This is a genomic window from Corallococcus sp. AB018 (assembly GCF_003986945.1).
GTDB lineage: Bacteria > Myxococcota > Myxococcia > Myxococcales > Myxococcaceae > Corallococcus > Corallococcus exiguus.
On the sequence record NZ_RAWR01000225.1, the window covers coordinates 1 to 16,996 of the forward strand.

Here is a 16,996-nt window from a genome sequence, read left to right on the forward strand (position 1 = left end):
CCGCCCAGGGACAGATCCCCTGCGCGGTCCAGGAAGGCATCCGCCCCCTCCCGCCGGACCTTCAGACGCATGGGGACACGGGGCGAATCGCGCCGGTCCTCTCCTGCCCTGGAGTCCTGGTTCTCGTTCTGCTCGGACATCGCCGTCGTCTCCCTGCCGCTGCCGCTCTCGTATCCGACCCGGGTCGCGTTCAACCACCGCCCCCGGGTCCAGGCCGGCGCATCATACGCGGGCCCGTCTACCCAGTTGCTCCTGAAAATGCATCCCCCCAGGGGCTCAGGCGCGCTCAGACGCCTCTCAGGCCCCCGTGGCGCAGAACTGCTCGTAATCGATGAGCTCCACCTTCGCCCCCGGCGCGCACACGGGGCACTCCGGGTCACGGCGCAACTTGAGCTCCTGGAAGCGGGTGCCCAGCGAGTCGAAGGTGAGCAGCCGCCCCACCAGCGACTCCCCCACCCCGAGCAGGAGCTTGAGGGCCTCCGTGGCCTGGAGCATCCCGATGAGCCCCGGCAGCACGCCCAGCACGCCGGCTTCCGCGCACGACGGCGCCAGCTCAGGCGGGGGCGGCGCGGGGTAGAGGCAACGGTAGCAGGGCCCCTGGCCGGGGAGGAAGGTGGTCACCTGCCCCTCGAAGCGGAACACGGAGCCGTGGATGTTGGGCTTGCCCATCAGCACGCACGCGTCGTTGAGCAGGTAGCGCGTGGGGAAGTTGTCCCCGCCGTCCAGCACCAGGTCGAAGTCCGCGAGGACGCGCTCCACGTTGGCGGTGGTGAGCCGCTCCTGGAACGGCACCACCTTCACGTCCGGGTTGAGCGCCTCGATGGCGGCCTTCGCGCTCTGGACCTTGGGCTGCCCCCGGCGCTCCAGGGTGTGCAGCACCTGACGCTGGAGGTTGCTCAGGTCCACCACGTCCGCGTCCACCACGCCCAGCGTGCCCACGCCCGCTGCGGCCAGGTACAGCGCCGCCGGTGAGCCCAGCCCGCCCGCGCCCAGCAACAGGACCTTCGACTTGAGCAGCCGCGCCTGTCCCTCCTCCCCTACCTCCGGGAGGATGAGGTGGCGGCGGTAGCGCTCCTTCTGCTCGGCGGAGAGGACGACGGGCTTCTCCACCGGGAGGGCCGCGTCGCTCCAGCGGTTGTAGCCACCCGCGAGCGAGGACACGCGCGTGTAGCCCATCTCCCGCAGCGTGCGGGCCGCGAGCGCGGACCGGGTGCCACCCGCGCAGTAGAGGACCAGCTCCTCGTCGCGGGCCGCCTTCTCCTCGATGCGCAGCTCCAGGTAGCCCCGGGGGATGTGCACCGCGCCTGGGAGCCGGCCGCCCGCGTATTCGTCGGCCTCGCGCACGTCCACGAGCTTCACCTTCGCGCCCGAGCCCAGGAGCTGGTGGACGTGCTCGTGGGAGACCTCGCGGATCTCCTTCTTCACTTCCGACAGCAGGTCGCGGAACGTGGAGGCCATGGGGATTGCGTAACTACTCCAGACGCTCCAGCACCAGCGGGCGGGCCGCGGGCGCCCGGTCGCCGAACTGGTAGGCCGCGAGCAGCCGCGCCTTCACGCCCTCCACCGGACCGGCGTCGTTGTAGTGCACCTGCACCAGGGGCTCGCCCTGCTTCACCGTGTCGCCCACCTTCTTGAGCAGCGTGAAGCCCACGGCCGGGTCGATCTTGCTGTCCACCCGCTGCCGCCCCGCGCCCAACGCCACCGCCGCCAGACCCACGCCTTCCGTGTGGATGCCGGTGACGAAGCCGTCGCGCGGCGCCACCACGTCCGTCGTGGCCTTCGCCGTGGGCAGCAGCGAGTAGTCGTCGATGGAGCGCGGGTCACCGCCCTGCGACTGGACGATTTCCTTGAGCTTCTTGATGGCGCTGCCGTCCTCCACGGAGCGGCGCAGCATCCCGCGCGCCTCTTCCACCGTGGCGGCCTTCTTGCCCAGCACCAGCATCTCCGCCGTCAGGGCGTAGGTGATTTCGGTGTAGTCGTCGGGCGCCTCGCCACGGAGCATGTCCACGGCCTCGCGGACCTCCAGGGCGTTGCCCACCTGGCGGCCCAGGGGCTGATCCATGTCCGTGAGCAGGGCCACGACCTTGCGGTTCATCTCCGCGCCCAGGCCAATCATGGTGCGGGCCAGCACGCGCGCATCGTCCGCCGTCTTCATGAAGGCGCCGCTGCCCACCTTCACGTCGAGCACCAGCGCGTCGATGCCCTCCGCCAGCTTCTTGCTCATGATGGACGACGCGATGAGCGGGATGCAGTCCACCGTCGCCGTCACGTCGCGCAGCGCGTAGAGCTTCTTGTCCGCGGGGGCCACCTGGGCCGTCTGGCCGATGAGGCAGCACCCCACCTCGCGCACCAGCCGGCGGTAGTCCGCGGTGGACAGGTTCACGTTGAAGCCGGGGATGGACTCCAGCTTGTCCAGGGTGCCGCCGGTGTGGCCCAGGCCACGTCCGGAAATCATGGGCACGGGTACGCCGCAGGCCGCCGCCAGGGGCGCCAGGCTCAGGGACACCTTGTCGCCCACGCCACCCGTGGAGTGCTTGTCCACCTTGATGGCCGGCGTGTCGGAGAGGTCCAGCACCTCACCGGAGTGGAGCATGGCGCGGGCCCACGCCCCCAGCTCCCTGGAGTCCAGCCCCTTGAAGAAGATGGCCATGCACATGGCGGCCATCTGGTAGTCGGCCACGGTGCCGGCGGTGTACGCCTGGATGAACGCCTGGATGTCGGACGGGTCCAGCTTGCCGCCGTCGCGCTTGGCCTTGATGAGCTCGTAGGGTTGCACGGGGCAAGGCCATAGCAGGAAGTCCCCTCCCCATGCACCCCTCGCGGGAAGGGAAAGCCCCGGCGGCATCTGGTAGATAGCGGGGCCCATGATGCTCCGCCGACTCCACGTGCTCGCCCTGGCCGCGCTCCTGTGCGCCTGTTCCAAGAAGTCCGAGGACGCCCCCAAGGCCCCCTCCCAGACTTCCACCGCCACGAAGCCCCCCGAGGGAAAGCCCGTCGTCGTAGGGCTCGTCATCGACGTGGGCGGCCGGGGTGATCACTCGTTCAACGACGCGTCCCTGCGTGGCCTGGAGCTGTGGGCCGCCGGCAAGAAGTACGAGGGCGGCAAGTACGTGGACGCCCCCGCTGGCGAAGTGCGTCAGTCCATCTCCTCCGACCTCGCGGCGCTCGCACCGGAAGTGAAGCCGCTGCCGGTGCAGCCGCTGGTGCTCCAGAGCAAGGCGCAGGAGGACTACGCCCCCAACCTCCAGCTGCTCGTGGAACAGGGCGCGAAGCTGACCATCGGCAACGGGTACCTGCTGGCCAACGCGGTGCGCGACGTGGCCACGGAGAACCCGGACGCGAAGTTCCTGCTCATCGACAGCCAGCTGATGGACGCGCAGGGCAAGCCGAAGTCGCTGCCCAACGTGCGCACGGTGCTGTTCAAGGAGCAGGAGGGCAGCTTCCTGGTGGGCGCGCTGGCGGGGCTCGTCACGAAGACGAACAAGGTGGGCTTCGTGGGCGGCATCGAGGTGCCCCTCATCAAGCGCTTCGACGTGGGCTACCGCGCGGGCGTGCGCACCACGAACGCGAAGGCGGCGGACGCGCTGATGGCCGTGTACACGGGCAGCTTCAACAGCGTGTCCGCGGGCAAGGAAGTGGCGCAGGACCTCATCGCCAAGGGCGCGGACGTCATCTTCCACGCGGCGGGCACGGACGGCCTGGGCGTCATCCAGGCGGTGAAGGAGGCGCGCGCGGCGGGCAAGACGGTGTTCGCCATCGGCGTGGACTCGGATCAGTCGCACCTGGCGCCGGACGCCATCCTCACGTCCATGGTGAAGCACAGCGACCTGGCCGTGTACCAGGCGGCGAAGGAGCTGGTGGACGGCAAGCTGACGGCGGGTGAGCAGGTGCTGGGCCTCAAGGAGAACGGCGTGGGCATGGCGGACGTGCGCGTGGAGTTCCCGGGCAAGGCGGAGGCGCTCCAGAAGGTGGAGGAGCTGCGGCAGCGGATCCTCGCCGGGAAGATTGTCGTGCCGGGCACCCAGGCGGAGCTGTCCTCCTTCCAGGTCGCGCAGCCCTGATCTCCCTCCAGCACATCGCGAAGCGCTTCGGGTCGTGCGTGTCCCTGGAGGACGCGTCGCTGGACATCGTCCCGGGGGAGCTGCTCGCCGTGGTGGGCGAGAACGGCGCGGGCAAGTCCAGCCTGATGAACGTGCTGTACGGGCTCTACCACCCGGACGCGGGCACGTTCCTGATGGACGGCAAGCCGGTGCGCTTCAAGAGCCCGCGCGATGCCATCGCGAAGGGCATCGGCATGGTGCACCAGCACTTCATGCTCGTGCCCACGCTGACGGTGGCGGAGAACGTGGTGCTGGGCCGAGAGCCCACGAAGCGCGGCCTGCTGGACCTGGACCGCGCCTGTGACGAGGTGGCGGCCACCGCGAAGCGCTTCGGCTTCCAGCTGGATCCGCGGGCCCGCGTGGACACGCTCACGGTGGGCTCGCAGCAGAAGGTCGAAATCGTCAAGGCGCTGCACCGGGGCGCGCAGGTGCTCATCCTGGACGAGCCCACCGCCGTGCTCACGCCGCAGGAGTCCGACGAGCTGTCGCAGGTGATGCGCGGGCTGGTGGCGCAGGGCCGCACGGTGGTGCTCATCAGCCACAAGCTGAAGGAAGTGCTGGGCGTGGCGGACCGCGTGGCGGTGATGCGCCGGGGCCGCACCGTGGCGGAGGTGCGCGCCAGCGAGACCACCGTCTCCGCGCTGGCCGCGCTGATGGTGGGCGAGGGTTCCAAGGGTGCCGCCATGACCGGCGTGCCCGCGACGGCGGTCGCGACCAGCGGCCTTTCGGGCACCGGAACGACGGGGGTGGCGGAGGCGCGACCTCCCGCGCCCGTTGAACCTGACGCGCTCACGGATTCGGCGGGCCCGGTCATGCTCGAAGCGAAGGACCTGCGGGCCACGGGCGACAACGGCCGTCCGGCGCTCCAGGGCGTGAGCCTCACCGTGCGCGCGGGAGAAATCGTCGGCATCGCCGGGGTGGACGGCAACGGACAGCGCGAGCTGGCGGAGGTGCTCACGGGCCTGCGCAAGCTGGACGGCGGCGAAGGCACGCTGCTCGGCGGTCCGCTCGCGGGGCTGACCCCGGCGCTGGCGAAGGCGCGCGGCGTGGGCCACGTCCCCGAGGACCGCCTGGCCCGCGCGGTGGTGAAGGCGATGACGGTGGAGGAGAACGTGGCCCTGGGCCGGCACCGCCAGCCGCCGTTCGCGCGCGGGCCGTGGGTGGACTTCAAGGGCCGCCGCGAGCGCACGAACCAGCTGCTGACCGCCTACGACGTGCGCCCGAACGACCCGGTGGTGGCGCTCCAGGCGCTGTCCGGCGGCAATCAGCAGAAGGTCGTGGTGGCGCGCGAGCTGGACGCGGATCCGAAGCTGCTCGTCGTCGTGCAGCCCACGCGCGGTCTGGACATCGGCGCGGTGGCGCAGGTGCATGAACGCCTTCGTGACGCGAAGGCGCGGGGTGCGGGAGTGGTGATGGTGTCGCTGGACCTGGAGGAGGTGCTGTCCCTGTCCGACCGCGTCTACGTCCTCTACGAAGGCCGCGTGACGGGGCACTTCCCGCGCAAGGACCTGGACGAGCGCGAGCTGGGCCGCCGCATGCTGGGCGCGGAGGGAAGCCATGGGTGAGCGGACGCGGCAGGTGCTGCCGTCGGTGCTCTCCGTGCTGCTGGCGCTCGCGGTGTGCTGGTTCCTCATCGCCATCACGCGCGACGTGGACACCGCCACGCGCGCCTATCTCCAGATGCTCTGGGGCGGCGTGGGCAACTGGCCCGCGTTCCTGGACGGCGGCAGTGCCACCACCGTGCTGCGCCCCCTGGGCGAGGCCGCGATGAAGGCCGCGCTGCTCACCCTCACCGGCCTGTCCGTGGCGGTGGCCTTCAAGGTGGGCCTGTTCAACATTGGCGCGCAGGGACAGATGATCTGGGGCGCGCTGGCCGCGGCGCTCGTGGGCGCGCACGTGTCGCTGCCCGGCCTGCTCCACGTCCCGCTGGCCCTCATCGCGGCGGCGCTGGCGGGCGCGGCGTGGGCGAGCATTGCCGGCGTGCTGAAGCTCAAGCGCGGCGTGCACGAGGTCATCTCCACCATCATGCTCAACTGGGTGGCGGTGAGCCTGGTGGACAACTGGCTCGTCATCGGCCCGCTGCGCGCCGTGGCGGAGGGCGCGTCGTCCATCACCGGCACCGCCGAAATCCTCCCCTCCGCGCAGCTGCCCCGGCTGCTGGGGGACAGCTCGCGCCTCAACCTGGGCTTCCCGCTGGCGCTCGCCGCTGCGTTCGGCGTCTGGGTGTGGCTGACCCGCTCGCGCTCCGGCTACGAGACGCGCGCCGTGGGCCTCACCCCGGAAGCGGCCCGCGCAGCCGGCATCCCCACGCTGTGGCGCGCGGGCGGGGCCATGGCGCTCGCGGGCGCGCTGGCGGGCCTGGCGGGCGCGGTGCTGGTGCTGGGCACGGAGGGCCGCTATCCGGGCTCGCTGGGCGCCCCGTACGGCTTCGACGGCATCGCCATCGCGCTCATCGGCAACAACCACCCGCTGGGCGCGGCGCTGTCCGCGGCCGTCTTCGGCGTGCTGCGCGCGGGCGGCACGCGCATGCAGCTGCTGGGCGTGCACAAGAGCTTCCCGGAGCTCATCCAGGGCTTCGCGCTGCTCTTCGTCGCCGGCCGCATGGTGTGGCTCGCCCTGCTGGCGCGGCGCCAGAAGCGGGCCCAGGCGCAGGGTCCGGCCCAGGCTGGAGCGGAGGTGCCCCGTGTTTGAGGTGCTCCACTCGCTCCTCTTCTCCACCCTGGACGCGGCCCCCGCCCTGGTGTTCGCCGCGCTGGGCGCCATGCTCTCCGAGCGCGCCGGCGTGGTGAGCGTGGGCGTGGAGGGCATGATGCGCACCGGCGCCTTCTGCGCGGCCGTGGCGGCGCTCGTGATGCCCACGCCGCTCGCGGTAGGGGTGGGCATGGCCGCGGGCGCGGGCATCGCCTCGGTGCATGGCTTCCTCAGCATCCGCTGGCGGTCGGATCAGGTCGTCTCCGGCATGGCCCTCAACCTGGTGGCCATGGCTGGAGGCACCTACCTGCTGGAGTCGTTCTTCGGCCCCAACGGCACGCCCTCCATCACCCAGCTGTCGCGCTGGAACATCCCGGGCCTGTCCCAGGTCCCGCTGCTGGGCGCGCTGTCCGGCCACGCGGCGCCCACGTACCTGGCGCTCACCCTGCCCTTCCTCTTCCACCTGCTCCTGTCGCGCACGCCGCTGGGCTTGCGCCTGCGCGCCGTGGGCGACAAGCCGCACGCGGTGGCCACGCTGGGCCTGTCCGTGCCCGCCCTGCGCTGGGGCGCGGTGCTGGGCGGCGGGATGATGGCGGGCCTGGGCGGCGCGGTGCTGTCCACCACCGTCCTGGACCGCTTCGAACAGCACACGCCCTCCGGACTGGGCTTCATGGCCCTGGCCGCCATGGTCTTCGGCCGCTGGACGCCGGTGGGCGCCTTCGCCGCCGCGCTCTTCTTCGCCGCCGGCAACGCGTTGAGAATCGGACTGGCCTCCAGCGCTCCCTGGCTCCTCGACCTGGTTCCCCAGGGCTTCCTGCTCGCCCTGCCCTACCTGTTGACCCTCCTCGTCCTCGCGCTCCAGGGCCAGCGGGGCCACGCCCCCGCCGCGCTGGGCACCCCGTTCGAGCAGGAATCCCGCTGACCATTTTGAGAGGGAACGGGTAATTCGCGACCCGGGTCGGGATTCACTTTTGGTCAGGTTCGACCTGCCAAATCTGAAGCGCTCACCTGCCCTGATGCGTCAGGTCATCCTTCAGCGGGCCGCCAACCCCCTGACCTTATTGGATCACGCTTTTCCGTCTTTCCAGTGTGGGCTGATCTGCCGTTGGGTGGACGTCCGGCATGCCGCTGGCATGGGAGTGCGACCATGTCGGATTGCGTAGCGGATAGCGAGCAGGCGCAGGATCCAGGCCTGAGCGTTTCCGGGACGCGGTCCCCCGGATTCAGGGCAGCGCCTGCGGGCGTTGGCCGGTCCGGTTTCCAGGCTGGGGTGGCATGAACATGCAGACGACGGGAACAGGCTCGACGTCACCCCAGCGCCCGCGGGTCATCGCGGTCGACGTGGAATCCGGCGGAATCGAGCGGGTGCGCTCCATCCTGACTCCGGCGGGCTACGACGTGCTGCCCGCGCGCGGGACGACGGCCGCGCTGGAGGCGGTGTCGCGCCACTCCGCGGACCTGGTGCTGCTGGACGTGGAGCGGGCCCGCACGGTGGGCCTGGCCGCGTACCGGCGCCTTCGCGAGGAACTCTCCCCGCCGCAGTTCCCCATCCTCATGCTCACGCCTTCCGCGGACCGCCAGACGCGCCGCGAGGTGATGGAGGCAGGTGTGGACGACTTGCTGACCACCGAACCGCTGGACCCGCTGGAGCTGAAGGTGCGCGTCCACACGCTGCTGGAGCTCAAGGCGCACCGCGAGCAGGGCGGCCTCCAGGAAGTGCTCCAGGACCCGCGCACGCGCTGGGTGCGGATGGAGCGCCTGGCGCGCGTGGGCACGCTGGCCGCGGACCTGGCCACGCAGATGGACCAGCTGGGCGTGGGCCTGCAGCGGGCGCTGGAGCATGTGCGCGCCCGCGCCGCCCAGGGGCTGCCGCCGGACTCGGAGGAGCTGCTCAAGCTGGGCGTGGCGGGTGAGCAGATGCGCCTGCACGGCCAGCACCTGCTGTCCCTGGGCCCCTCGGGCCCCAAGGACATCCAGCGCTTCGACCTGCGGGAGGTGGTGCCGGAGGTGGTGTCGCGCCTGCGCGCCGCCGGGCGCCTGGGCCGCGCGGACGTGCGCGCGGTGCTGCCGGAGGACCCCATCGCCGTCGTGTTCAACCGCCGTCAGGTGGAGCAGGTGGTGACGGAGCTGGTCTGCAACGCGGTGGACGCCGTGGAGGACGTGAAGGACCGGCCGCGCGTGGTGCAGGTGGGCGTGGAGCTGCCGGACATGTTCGGCGAGTTCGGCCCCCAGCTCTTCGTGAAGGACACCGGCATCGGCATCTTCGAGGACGAGATGCAGGCCATCTTCTCGCCGTACTACACGACCAAGGCCCCGGAGAAGAGCGTGGGCCTGGGCCTCACGGTGGCGCGCACCCTGGTGGAGAGCATGGGCGGCAAGCTGACCGTGAAGAGCCGCGTCAACCTGGGCAGCACCTTCACGGTGGAGCTGCCCGAGCAGACGTCGTCCTGGTAGCCGATTGAAAGCCACCACACGGGCGGGGAAGCACGTCCCCGCCCGCGTGACGCCGGCTAGAAGCGGTAGGCCACGCCCGCCAGCGCTTCCATCGTGAAGTAGCTGTCGTCGAAGCGCGGGACGATGGAGGGCCCCAGCCGCAGGTTGAAGTTCACGTTGAGGTTGTTGTTCACGTAGTACTCCAGGCCGCCTCCGAAGAGGATGGGGATGACCGGCCCGATGCCCTCGCCGAAGTAGACGTTGAACGGCACGTCGATGCCGGCGTTGATCATCAGCGCGCTGCCCACCGGGATGCCCACCACGAACGCCACCGGCAGCGCCATGCCGAACATCGTGTTCCCTCGGGGGAAGTAGACGAACGGACCCGGCTGGAAGGTGATGCCGAAGGCCACCTTGTCCGTCCGGGCGATCATCACGCGCAGCCAGCCCTGGAGCTTGAGGCCCGCGTCGGACGCGTCCACCAGGCCCTCACGGCCCCAGTTGAAGCTGAACTTGCCGCCGATATCGACGTTGTCCGAGCCGCCGTGCAGCAGGCCCAGCGACAGGCCTGGGAAGCCAATCTGCGCGCTGAACACGTTGCGGCCGGAGCCGACGGTCTCCGCCGCCAGCAGGGACCAGCCCTGACCACGAGCCATCGCGGTGCCGGGGACGGCCAGGAGCACGGCCAGGAGGAAACCAGGAATCAAGCGCTTCACGAGGTTCCTTTCAGCAAAGGGCCACGGCACGGGAGCCACGACCCTGTGGGTTGAGTTGAAGGGTGATTCAGGACTCAGGACTCAGGCCGGCTGGCCTCGATCACGCGCCAGCGCCAGGAAGGCGTCGATGAGGGCGGACAGCTTCGCTTCCGCGCGCTGGCGGGCCTGGGGGAGCGGCTCGCCGGGGGCGGGCGTCTCCTTGTGCTCGAAGTAGTATTTGATCTTCGGCTCGGTGCCGGAGGGGCGCAGGGTGACGCGACCGCCGCCCTCCAGCACGAAGGCGACGACGTTGGACGGGGGCAGGCCGCCCTCGCCCTTCTCGTAGTCGCGCACGCTGCTCACCGGGGTGCCGCCGATGTTCGCGGGCGGCGACGCGCGGAAGGCCTGCATGATGGCGCGGATGGTCTGCGCGCCGGCCGCACCCGGGAGCGTCACGTTGCGCTGGGCGCCCACGTGCAGGCCGAAGCGGCGCTGGATCTCCTCCAGGTAGCCCAGGACGGTGGTGCCGCGCGCCTGGCACCACGCGGCCATGTCCGCGACGACCAGGGCCGCGCCCACGCCGTCCTTGTCGCGCGTGGCGGTGCCCACGGTGTAGCCGAGCGCCTCCTCGTAGCCGAAGACGAACTGCGTGCCTTCCTTCGCCGTGCGCTCCAGCGCGCGGTTGGCGATCCACTTGAAGCCAGTGAGGACCTCGTCGTACGCGGCGTCCAGCCCGCGCGCGATCTCGCCCAGCTGCGTGGAGGACACGATGGTGGTGACGACGTGCGGGCGCGCGCGCTTCGTCCCCTGCGTGAGGACGTAGTGGCCCAGGAGCACGCCCACCTCGTTGCCGGTGAGCAGGCGCAGCTTCCCGGAGGCATCCCGCGCCATCACCGCCAGCCGGTCCGCGTCCGGGTCGTTGGCCAGCACCACGTCCGCCTTCACGCGCTCCGCGGTGGCGATGGACAGGTCCATGGCTCCCGGCTCTTCCGGGTTGGGGAAGCGCACGGTGGGGAAGCGGCCGTCGGGCTGCTGCTGCTCGGCCACCGGCGTCACGCGCGGGAAGCCCGCCTCCTTGAGCGCGAGCGCCGCCCACGCGCCGCCCACGCCGTGCATGGCGGTGTAGACGATGGACAGCGTGTCGCTGCCCTTGCGGTACAGGCGCAGGTCCAGGATGGCGCGCAGGTACGCGTGGCCCACGTCCTCCGGCAGGTCGCGCCACAGCCCCTTCGCGCGCCCTTCCGCGGGCGTGAGCAGGGGGACTTCATTGGCGGGCTCCACCTTCGCGATGGCGTCCGCGATGCCCACGTCCTGCGGCGGGACGATTTGCGCGCCGTTGCCCCAGTAGACCTTGTAGCCGTTGTACTCGGGCGGGTTGTGGCTGGCGGTCACCATCACCGCGGCGGCGGCGTTGAGGTGCAGCACGGCGAACGCGGTGACGGGCGTGGGCACCGGCTCCGGGAAGACGTGCGCGGGGATGCCCTCCGCGATGAACACGGCGGCGGTGTCCTCCGCCAGCTCCTTGCTCAAGCGGCGAGCGTCACGGCCCACCACCACGCCGCGCGTGGTGACGTCCGGCACGGTGGCCTTGAGGTAGCGCGCCAGTCCCGCGGTGGTGCGGCGCACGACGGCGCGGTTCATCCGGTTGGGGCCGGCGCCCAGCACGCCACGCAGGCCGGCGGTGCCGAACTCCAGGTCCTGCGCGAAGCGGTCCGCCAGGTCCGCCCAGTCCGACTTCGCGAGCACATTGGCCAGCTCCGCCTGGGTCTCCGGATCCGGATCCGCCTTGCGCCAGGCCTCCGCCCGCTCCCTGAGTCCGGTCGTGTCCATCGCGCGTTGCCTCGTGGTTGAAGAGGGGCGTTCAGCCCTTGTAATCGGTGAGGTGCTTGCGGCGCACCGGCCCCTTGGGGCCATCCTTGTTGTTCTGACACACGACGCAGAACTCCGCGTAGGGCATGGCCTTGAGGCGGCCCATGGGAATCTCGTCGCCGCACTCCTCGCAGTCGCCGAAGGAGTCCGGGTCCTCGCGCAGCTTGCCCAGGGCCTTCACCACGCGCGCCAGCGTGCCGTCGGTGTTGCGGTTCCGGCTGGAGGCGATGGCCTGCATCATCTCGTTGAGGGGCTGCTCGTCCTCGTCGCCGCCCACGCGCGCCTCGTCGGTGCGGTTGGGCTCGATGCGCATGGGCGTCTTCCCGGTCAGCTCCGCGTGGAGCGCGAGCAACTGCTGCAGGAAGTCCTCTCGCTGCTTCGGGGTCACGGTGCGTGCTCCAGCAAGGTCAGTACTGCGCGGTGGAGATCTGCCCGGTGACGATGGCCACGGACGCGGAAGCACCCAGGCGGTTGGCGCCCGCGCGGATGAGCTTCACGGCGTCCTCGGCGGAGCGCACGCCGCCGGAGGCCTTCACGCCCACGTCGTCGCCCACCACCGCGCGCATCAGCTCGATGTCCTTCACCGTGGCGCCGCCGGGCCCGAAGCCGGTGGACGTCTTCACGAACGCGGCGCCCGCGGCCTTGGACAGCGCGCACGCGACGACCTTCTCCTCGTCCGTGAGGTGGCCCGTCTCCAGGATGACCTTCACGGGGATGGGGTGGCTGGCCTCCACCACCGCGGCGATGTCCTGGTGCACGCGCTGGTAGTCGTGCGCCTTGAGCGCGCCCAGGTTGATCACCATGTCGATTTCACGCGCGCCCGCGCGGATGGCCTCGCGCGCCTCGAAGGCCTTCGCGGACGACAGCGCGGCCCCCAGGGGGAAGCCCACCACGGCGATGGGCACGGAGTTCGAACCGGCCAGCACGCGCGCGGCGGTGGCCACGTGGCAGCTGTTCACGCAAACGGTGGCGAAGCCGTACTGGCGGGCCTCCTCGGCCACGCGCACCACGTCCTCGGCGCGCGCTTCGGGCTTGAGCAGCGTGTGGTCGATGTACGGGGCCAGGTCCGAGGCCTTCACGAGGGTGGCCGGGTCCACGCGCGCGGTGGCGGTCTTCACGCCGGGCGGGCGCGGGGGCTCCGGGTTCAGGAGGCCGGCGGGTGCGGGCGGCACCGCCTCCTGCTGGGCCTTCCAGGCGTGCAGACGATGACGGGCCTGGTCGACCAGCTCTTCCAGGACGGTGAAGAAGGCTTCGGCGTCGGACGGCATGCCGCGCCCCTTAGCCCACTCCCGGCCCTCGGGGAAGCGCTCGCGGGAGGTGGGAGCGCCCGGTCAACGCACGGGGTGCCGCGAAGGGGAGCGGGGCTGTAGAGTTCCATCCCGTGAAGGTCTTCGCGCGGCTGCTCGCACTCCTTGTCCTCTTCCTCGCGGCGGTGCCGGGCCACGCGGCGGCTCCGGCCTCTGCGGCCCTGCCCTCCCCTGCCCCGGGCCGGCTCTCGGTCTACTTCCTCGACGTGGGCCAGGGGGACGCGGCGCTCATCGTGTCGCCCACGGGCAAGACGGTGCTCATCGACGGAGGGCCTCCGGAGGCCGGCACGCGGCTGGCGGCGCGGCTGCGCGAGCTGGTGAAGGGCCCGCTGGACCTGGTCATCCTCACCCACCCGCACCTGGACCACCTGGGAGGGCTGCGCGCGGCGGTGAAGGCGGTGGGCGCCAGGCGCTTCATGGACCCCGGCTTCGACCACCCGAGCGAGGCGTACCGAGACCTGCTGGACTTCGTGGGCCGCGAGGTGGGCCAGGTGATGAGCCCGGAGCCCAACCCCAACTCGCCCCAGACGCTGCTCACCGTGGGCCTGGGGGAAGGCGTGGCGCTCACCGTGCTCTGGCCGCGCGTGCCCCAGGAGCCGTTCCTCACGAGCACGCGCTCGGACCCGAACGCGAACTCCATCGTCACCAAGCTCACCTATGGGAAGACGGCGTTCCTCTTCACGGGGGACTCGGAGCCACCCACGGAGGAGGTGCTGCTGCAGAAGCCCGTGGACCTCACCGCCACGGTGCTGAAGGTGGCGCACCACGGCGGCAAGCACTCCTCCACCGCGGCCTTCCTGGAGCGCGTGAAGCCGCAGGCGGCGGTCATCTCCTGCGGCGTGGGCAACGACTACGGCCACCCGAGCCCGGAGGTCCTGGGCCGCCTGAGCGACGTGCGCGCCCGCGCCTTCCGCACCGACCAGGACGGCGAGGTGATGGCGGTGAGCGACGGCACGACCGTGACGCTGCGCTCGACGAAGGGCGCCGCCGGGGCCACCAGCCTGTCCGGCACGCAGCAGGCGGGGAGCCCGGTGGCGCTCGGCCCCATCGAACCCACGCCCCACGGCCGCTCCAGCCGCTCCACGGCGAAGGAACCGGAGCCCGGCGCGTCCCGGACGCGGAAGCCGGTGGAGTCCACGACGCCCACGGGCACGTCCGAAGCCACGGGCGAGCGCTACGTGTCGCTCAAGGGCAGCAAGGTGTTCCACAGCGAGAACTGCAAGACCTTGAAGCGCTCGAAGAACGAGCGCACCGTCTACACCAGCCGCGCCGACGCCCTGCGTGAGCGCCGCCCCGCCGAGGATTGTCATCCATGAAGGCCCGCATCGCGCTGGGAGTGGGGCTGCTGCTCGCCTCCCTGGCCTGTCAGCAGCAGCCGTCCGCGCCACCCGCGCAGAAGCCCCCGGAGAAGTCGCGCTACTTCGGCGGCGCGCCGGACGGGAAGCTCCACGTGTACTTCTTCGACGTGGGCGCGGGGGATGCCGCGCTCATCGTCACGCCGCGAGGCAACACGGTGCTGGTGGACTCCGGCCCCGCGTCCGCCGAGTCGCACCTGGTGAACCGGCTGCCGGAGCTGCTGCGCCGGGAGCTGGACCTGGTGGTCCTCACCCAGCCAGACCCGAAGCACCACGGCGCGCTGGAGGCGGTGCTCAAGCGCGTGGGCGCGCGGCGGCTGATGGAACCCCAGCTGCCGGACACGTCGAAGGCCTACGACGCGCTGCTGACGGCGGTGGGCTCGCGAGGGGTCCAGATTCTGTCGCCCGCGCCGCCGTCGTCCGCGCCCAAGGAGCTGGTCCGGTTGACGCTGGAGGACGGGGTGAACCTCACGGTGCTCTGGCCCCGGGCGCCCGCGGAGCCGCTCTTGAAGGAGGCCCCGGACGCGGAGGGCCGCAACGCGGCGAACTCCATCATGCTGCGCCTGACGTACGCCGACACGTCGGTCGTCTTCGCGGGCGGCGCGCGGGGAGAGACGGAGGCCCGGCTGCTGGAGCGCGGGCTCTTGTCCTCCGCCACGCTGCTGAAGGTCGCCTCGCCCGGCGTGGAGGGGGCGAACTCGCAGGCGTACCTGGAGGAGGTGCGGCCACAGGCGGCGGTGATCAGCGGGGATGACAGCCAGGGGAAGAACCCGAAGGTGAAGGAACTCCTCGCGCGGCTGCGCGGCGTGGATGCACGGGCCTTCCGCACGGACGTGAACGGAGAGGTGCACGCGGTGAGCGACGGCAAGCAGTTCGAGCTGTCGCTCCAGCGTCCGACTCCGGGCGAGCCCGGCGGCACGCGGCGCGTCTTCCCGGGGTTGGATCCGCGCCCGGCGCTGGTGCGGACGGCGAAGCCCGCGCCCGTGGTGAAGCCCACGCCCACCGAACCGCCCGCCATCCGGACGGAGCCCGCGCGTGTCGCCGAGACCCCGCGTGACAACAAGACCCGCGTCAGCAACGTGACGGACGTGGATGACCTGCCCATCGCGCGCAAGGGCACGCGGACGGAGACGGCCCCGCCCAAGGCGGTGCGCTCGTCCACCAGCACGTCCACGTCCATGACGGGCAACTACATGGCGAGCAAGAACAAGCGCATCTTCCACAAGTCCACCTGCCGGAGCGTGAGGCTCATCAACGATGAGAACCTGCTCACGTGGAGCACGCGTGACGCGGCATTGAAGTCGGGCCGCAAGCCCGCCGGAGACTGCGACCCGTGACGAAGAAGACGAAGCCCCGGTCCATGGCCACGGTGGACCGCATCGAGGACGACGTCGCAGTGCTGGTGGTGGACGGCCAGCAGGTGACCCGCGCGCTGGACACCCTGCCCTCCGGCGTGCGCGAAGGGGACGTCGTGGACCTGGAGACGGGGACGGTGGACGCCGAAGCCACCGAATCCCTGCGCGCCGACGTCCGCGCCGCGAGGGAACAGGCGATGCGAGGCAAGAAGCCGCCCGCGGGCGACTTCGACCTCTGAGCCGAAGCGTCCTGCTCGACGTGCCGGCCGCGAGCTGAGACCCGCGCGCGGAGGCCGAGCGGCTTGAGTGACGCGCCAGAAGGCGCCAGCCCTCGCGGGACGACCGGCCTCTGCTGAATCGAAGCGTCCTGCTCGACGTGCCGAGTCCCCAGCAAGAGCAGAACGAAGGGCGCCCACTGAACCAGCGCGTCCTGCTCGACGTGCCGGAGTACCCGGCCGGAGCAGGACGTGGCGGGAGGGCCTGCCCACCGCGTCACGCGGAAGCAGGCCCACCCCACACGTGGACTACGGCGTGGAACCTTCCGCCGGAGCCGTGGCCTCACCCTCCGCCGGGGCGCCCTGCGAAGGCGCCGAGGGTTCGGCGGCGGCCGGAGGAGGCGCCACGGGTTCGGCGGCGCCGGGAGCGGGAGCGGCCTGACGCGGAGCCGGAGCGGGCGGAGGCGCCTTGCCGGTCACCTTGTTGACCATGTCCGCGAGGGCGGGAGGCAGCATGCCCGCCGCGGACAGGCCGAACAGCGCCACCGCCGGCAGGACGATGAGCAGCACCAGCACCAGCGCCACCACCTTCAGCGGGCTGCCACGGCGGGCAGGAACCACCGGACGCTTGCGCGCGGCCTTCGAGTCCTGCGCCTGGCGCGCGTCCTCTTCCTCCTCCTCGTCGTTGCGAGGGTCTTCGCGCGTCTCGTCCTGGCCGAGGTCCTCTTCGTCCGAACCGTCGCCCCGGTTGCCGGGCAGGTCCAGGTCGGAGAACAGCTCGTTGAGGGGCGCTCCGCTCGCCGCGGGGGCATCCTCCATGGGCGGAGCCACCGCGCGACGCGGGGCGGGCGTGGGAACCGTGGCGGGCGCCGCGCGGTTGTTGCCGTAGAGCGTGCCCTCCTCCTCGTCGCCGTCGCGATCGAAGTCGCCGTTGTTGTCGTCCTCGGACGGGCCGGGCTCGCTCTCCGCGTAGAAG

The 16,996-nt window shown here is 71.4% G+C and carries 14 protein-coding genes and 2 pseudogenes; 8 read left to right on the top strand and 8 right to left on the bottom strand.

Going from position 1 to position 16,996, the window contains the following annotated elements:
• The 3 genes and pseudogenes from D7Y11_RS44600 to D7Y11_RS34905 all read right to left on the bottom strand — a co-directional run.
• A pseudogene (locus tag D7Y11_RS44600) lies at positions 1 to 194 on the bottom strand (hypothetical protein); the annotation flags it as partial.
• A 103-nt stretch (positions 195 to 297) separates the two neighbouring features.
• Positions 298 to 1,458 (bottom strand): molybdopterin-synthase adenylyltransferase MoeB, encoded by a 1,161-nt coding sequence (moeB, locus tag D7Y11_RS34900; RefSeq protein ID WP_120579937.1) that lies wholly within the window; start codon positions 1,456 to 1,458, stop codon positions 298 to 300.
• A gap of 13 nt (positions 1,459 to 1,471) precedes the next feature.
• Complete coding sequence (locus tag D7Y11_RS34905; protein ID WP_120579938.1) at positions 1,472 to 2,776, bottom strand: thymidine phosphorylase; 1,305 nt, start codon at positions 2,774 to 2,776, stop codon at positions 1,472 to 1,474.
• A 91-nt stretch (positions 2,777 to 2,867) separates the two neighbouring features.
• Between D7Y11_RS34905 and D7Y11_RS34910 the strand changes: the two genes are divergently transcribed.
• The 5 genes from D7Y11_RS34910 to D7Y11_RS34930 all read left to right on the top strand — a co-directional run bounded on the left by D7Y11_RS34910 (position 2,868) and on the right by D7Y11_RS34930 (position 9,245).
• A complete protein-coding gene (locus D7Y11_RS34910; RefSeq protein WP_126935844.1) occupies positions 2,868 to 4,061 on the top strand; it encodes a BMP family protein in 1,194 nt (397 codons plus the stop codon).
• A 38-nt stretch (positions 4,062 to 4,099) separates the two neighbouring features.
• Positions 4,100 to 5,665, top strand: coding sequence for an ABC transporter ATP-binding protein (locus D7Y11_RS34915; protein WP_120579939.1), 1,566 nt, complete (start codon positions 4,100 to 4,102; stop codon positions 5,663 to 5,665).
• A complete protein-coding gene (locus tag D7Y11_RS34920) occupies positions 5,658 to 6,791 on the top strand; it encodes an ABC transporter permease (RefSeq protein WP_126935840.1) in 1,134 nt (377 codons plus the stop codon). Before D7Y11_RS34915 ends, D7Y11_RS34920 begins: the two co-directional genes overlap by 8 nt.
• The gene (locus D7Y11_RS34925) at positions 6,784 to 7,713 is read left to right on the top strand and encodes an ABC transporter permease (RefSeq protein ID WP_120598341.1); all 930 of its coding nucleotides are present in this window, start codon (positions 6,784 to 6,786) and stop codon (positions 7,711 to 7,713) included. The genes D7Y11_RS34920 and D7Y11_RS34925 overlap by 8 nt, the downstream gene beginning before the upstream one ends.
• A gap of 353 nt (positions 7,714 to 8,066) precedes the next feature.
• Positions 8,067 to 9,245 (top strand): sensor histidine kinase, encoded by a 1,179-nt coding sequence (locus D7Y11_RS34930; RefSeq protein WP_120579942.1) that lies wholly within the window; start codon positions 8,067 to 8,069, stop codon positions 9,243 to 9,245.
• Between the two features lie 56 nt (positions 9,246 to 9,301).
• On the opposite strand, the gene D7Y11_RS34935 is transcribed toward D7Y11_RS34930, so the two are convergent.
• From D7Y11_RS34935 to deoC, 4 genes are all read right to left on the bottom strand, one after another.
• The gene (locus tag D7Y11_RS34935; RefSeq protein WP_169821722.1) at positions 9,302 to 9,940 is read right to left on the bottom strand and encodes a hypothetical protein; all 639 of its coding nucleotides are present in this window, start codon (positions 9,938 to 9,940) and stop codon (positions 9,302 to 9,304) included.
• A gap of 81 nt (positions 9,941 to 10,021) precedes the next feature.
• Entirely contained in the window at positions 10,022 to 11,749 is a 1,728-nt protein-coding gene (locus tag D7Y11_RS34940) for a phospho-sugar mutase (protein ID WP_121755447.1), read from the bottom strand.
• A gap of 31 nt (positions 11,750 to 11,780) precedes the next feature.
• The gene (locus D7Y11_RS34945) at positions 11,781 to 12,176 is read right to left on the bottom strand and encodes a TraR/DksA family transcriptional regulator (protein ID WP_126935841.1); all 396 of its coding nucleotides are present in this window, start codon (positions 12,174 to 12,176) and stop codon (positions 11,781 to 11,783) included.
• 19 nt (positions 12,177 to 12,195) lie between these two features.
• A complete protein-coding gene (gene deoC, locus D7Y11_RS34950) occupies positions 12,196 to 13,056 on the bottom strand; it encodes a deoxyribose-phosphate aldolase (protein WP_126935842.1) in 861 nt (286 codons plus the stop codon).
• A gap of 113 nt (positions 13,057 to 13,169) precedes the next feature.
• On the opposite strand from deoC, the gene D7Y11_RS34955 reads away from it, so the two are divergent.
• Genes D7Y11_RS34955 through D7Y11_RS34965 form a run of 3 tightly spaced genes read left to right on the top strand, consistent with a single transcriptional unit; the run spans position 13,170 to position 16,044 of the window.
• Positions 13,170 to 14,411: a ComEC/Rec2 family competence protein gene (locus tag D7Y11_RS34955; RefSeq protein ID WP_126935843.1), complete on the top strand. Its 1,242-nt coding sequence runs from the start codon at positions 13,170 to 13,172 to the stop codon at positions 14,409 to 14,411.
• Positions 14,408 to 15,787, top strand: coding sequence for a ComEC/Rec2 family competence protein (locus D7Y11_RS34960; protein WP_121755444.1), 1,380 nt, complete (start codon positions 14,408 to 14,410; stop codon positions 15,785 to 15,787). Before D7Y11_RS34955 ends, D7Y11_RS34960 begins: the two co-directional genes overlap by 4 nt.
• Before the next feature lie 23 nt (positions 15,788 to 15,810).
• Positions 15,811 to 16,044, top strand: a complete 234-nt coding sequence (locus D7Y11_RS34965; RefSeq protein WP_126935845.1) for a DUF3006 domain-containing protein — start codon at positions 15,811 to 15,813, stop codon at positions 16,042 to 16,044.
• A gap of 285 nt (positions 16,045 to 16,329) precedes the next feature.
• Here the strand turns inward: D7Y11_RS34965 and D7Y11_RS43540 are convergent.
• Positions 16,330 to 16,996: pseudogene (locus D7Y11_RS43540) on the bottom strand (hypothetical protein); the annotation flags it as partial.

Bases quoted from the DNA above. Each gene is read 5' to 3' on its own strand.
- moeB (WP_120579937.1), bottom strand. From the start codon at position 1,458: ATGGCCTCCACGTTCCGCGACCTGCTGTCGGAAGTGAAGAAGGAGATC.
- D7Y11_RS34910 (WP_126935844.1), top strand. From the start codon at position 2,868: ATGCTCCGCCGACTCCACGTGCTCGCCCTGGCCGCGCTCCTGTGCGCC.
- D7Y11_RS34920 (WP_126935840.1), top strand. From the start codon at position 5,658: ATGGGTGAGCGGACGCGGCAGGTGCTGCCGTCGGTGCTCTCCGTGCTG.
- D7Y11_RS34930 (WP_120579942.1), top strand. From the start codon at position 8,067: ATGAACATGCAGACGACGGGAACAGGCTCGACGTCACCCCAGCGCCCG.
- D7Y11_RS34940 (WP_121755447.1), bottom strand. From the start codon at position 11,749: ATGGACACGACCGGACTCAGGGAGCGGGCGGAGGCCTGGCGCAAGGCG.
- deoC (WP_126935842.1), bottom strand. From the start codon at position 13,056: ATGCCGTCCGACGCCGAAGCCTTCTTCACCGTCCTGGAAGAGCTGGTC.
- D7Y11_RS34960 (WP_121755444.1), top strand. From the start codon at position 14,408: ATGAAGGCCCGCATCGCGCTGGGAGTGGGGCTGCTGCTCGCCTCCCTG.
- D7Y11_RS34965 (WP_126935845.1), top strand. From the start codon at position 15,811: ATGGCCACGGTGGACCGCATCGAGGACGACGTCGCAGTGCTGGTGGTG.